This window comes from Candidatus Binatia bacterium (genome assembly GCA_036382395.1).
In the GTDB taxonomy this organism is placed as follows: Bacteria; Desulfobacterota; Binatia; order HRBIN30; family HRBIN30; genus JAGDMS01.
Genome location: DASVHW010000092.1, coordinates 1 through 2,093, shown reverse-complemented (window position 1 = coordinate 2,093; position 2,093 = coordinate 1). Strand labels below are relative to the sequence as shown.

2 protein-coding genes are annotated in these 2,093 nt (G+C 62.0%); both read right to left on the bottom strand.

All coding sequences use genetic code 11. The annotated features are described in order from the left end of the window. Positions 1 to 834, bottom strand: an 834-nt coding sequence (gene pstC, locus VF515_04515; protein HEX7406898.1) for a phosphate ABC transporter permease subunit PstC, incomplete at its 3' end; no start/stop codon positions are given. A 200-nt stretch (positions 835 to 1,034) separates the two neighbouring features. Next, on the bottom strand, positions 1,035 to 2,093 hold a 1,059-nt coding region (locus tag VF515_04510), incomplete at its 5' end, for an ATP-binding protein (protein ID HEX7406897.1).

Below are 2,093 nucleotides of genomic sequence, written 5' to 3'. Positions count from 1 at the left end.
GATGAACAGCGCCAGGCCGATCTCGATGACGGCGCTCAAATAAAGATCGGTAGAAGCCTCGCTGAATTCGTTGGCGATGACGCTGGCCATGCTGTGCGCGGGTGCAAATAACGACTTAACGATCTGTGGCGTATTTCCAATGACCATGGTGACAGCCATGGTTTCGCCCAAGGCGCGTCCGAGGCCGAGAATGACCCCGCCGACGATTCCGGCGCGCGCGTTGCGCAGAACGCCGATGCGGATCATCTCCCACCGTGTGGCGCCCAGAGCCAGTACCGCTTCGCGCTGGGGATGCGGCACGGCGAGCATGACTTCACGGGTGATCGAGGCGATGATCGGCAGAACCATGATGGCCAGGATCACGCCCGCGGCCAGCATACCGATGCCGTACTTCGGGCCGGTAAACAGGCCGGTCCAGCCCATCGTGCCGGCCAGAAACGGCTGGACATGATTGCGCAGGATGGGCGCCAGCACGAAGATCGCCCACAGGCCGTAAATCACGCTGGGAATCGCGGCCAGCAATTCCACCAGAAACGAGATCGTTCGGCGCAGCCCCGCGGGACACATTTCGTTGATGAACACGGCCACACCGATGGCGAGTGGAACCGCCAAAAGCAGAGCCAGCGCCGACGAAACCAGGGTGCCGTAAATGAAAGGAAGGGCTCCGAATTCGCCACCGACCGGGTCCCACTGGCTGCTGAAGAAGAATTTCCAACCGAACTCATGCAGCGATAGCCTGGAACGAGTGACCAGTTCCGTCACTACCAGCGCCACGATGCCGAGCACGGAGAGCGCGCAGAGAAGCATTACGCCCTTGAAAATGCGATCGGGCAGCCCGGTAAATTTGCTGGGAGCAGAAGGTACCTTGGGGGCAAGAGGAGCGCCAACCGGTCCGGCATTTGCAGTGCATCCGATACTCTGGGCAGTCAGGTTTCCCACGGGCACACTGCCTCCTGAGATGAACGTAACAACGTTTTGTTACAGGATGATTACAGGGCGGGAAAAGGCTGCGGAACGGCCGTCGAGATCAAGGTTTACTGAGCGATGCTCGCCTGAACCAAGGGGAGAACGAAGGAAAAGGTAGCCCCGTGGCCCAATTCACTACTGGCATGAATCGAGCCGCCGTGGGCCCGCACGATGTGCTTGACGATGGCAAGGCCCAGGCCGGTGCCGCCGGCTTCGCGTGAGCGCGCCTTGTCCACTCGGTAAAAGCGCTCAAAGAGCCGGGCCAGGTGTTCGCTGGCGATGCCCGGACCAAAGTCGCGGATATAGAACTCGACGCCATCCTGATGCCCGCGCGTCCCGATCTCAATGGCGCGTCCCAATCCAGCATATTTCACGGCGTTATCAAGAAGATTGGCAAAGACCTGGTGGATGGCGTCGGGATCGGCAAGCACGCACTCGTCGCCGGTCTGGTTTACCTTCAACACGATGCCGCTGGCGCCGGCGCTGGCTCGGAATGTCTCCGCTGCATCGGCGAGCAGCTCGGAGGCGTTGACCGGACGAATGGAGAACTGCTGTTCGCCGGACTCCACGCGGGCCAGGACCAGCAGGTCTTCGGTCAGGCGGGCCATGCGGCTGGCATTCTTGCGGACGATCTCGAGAAAATCGCGCGCAGCGGGACGGTCTTCGGTATCGAGCAGGGTTTCGGTGTATCCCTGGATCGAGGTGAGCGGCGTGCGCAACTCGTGCGAGACGTTGGCGATAAAATCGCGGCGCGTCTTCTCCAGGCGCTCGACATCGCTGACGTCGTGCATGACCACCACGGCCCCGCCGCCCGGCATGGGACCCACGAACACGTCAAAGTTGCGGCCCGAGATCAAGGCGCGGGCCGCCTGCACCGACTGCGTATGGAGCACAGCCTCCACGGCCGCGAGCAACGCCGGATCACGAAAAGCGTCGATCAGGACGGCGCCTGTCCCGACACGCGCCAAACGCATGACGGGCTGATTCGCCCATTGCACGCGCTTTTCACGAGAGACCACGAAGACCGGGTCCTGCATGCTGTTGAGCACGGCTTCGAGTTGACGGTGGCTGGTTTCCAGCTCGGCGAAGCTGGCTTCGAGCTTGCGCGCGGTCTGGTCGAGAGCCGC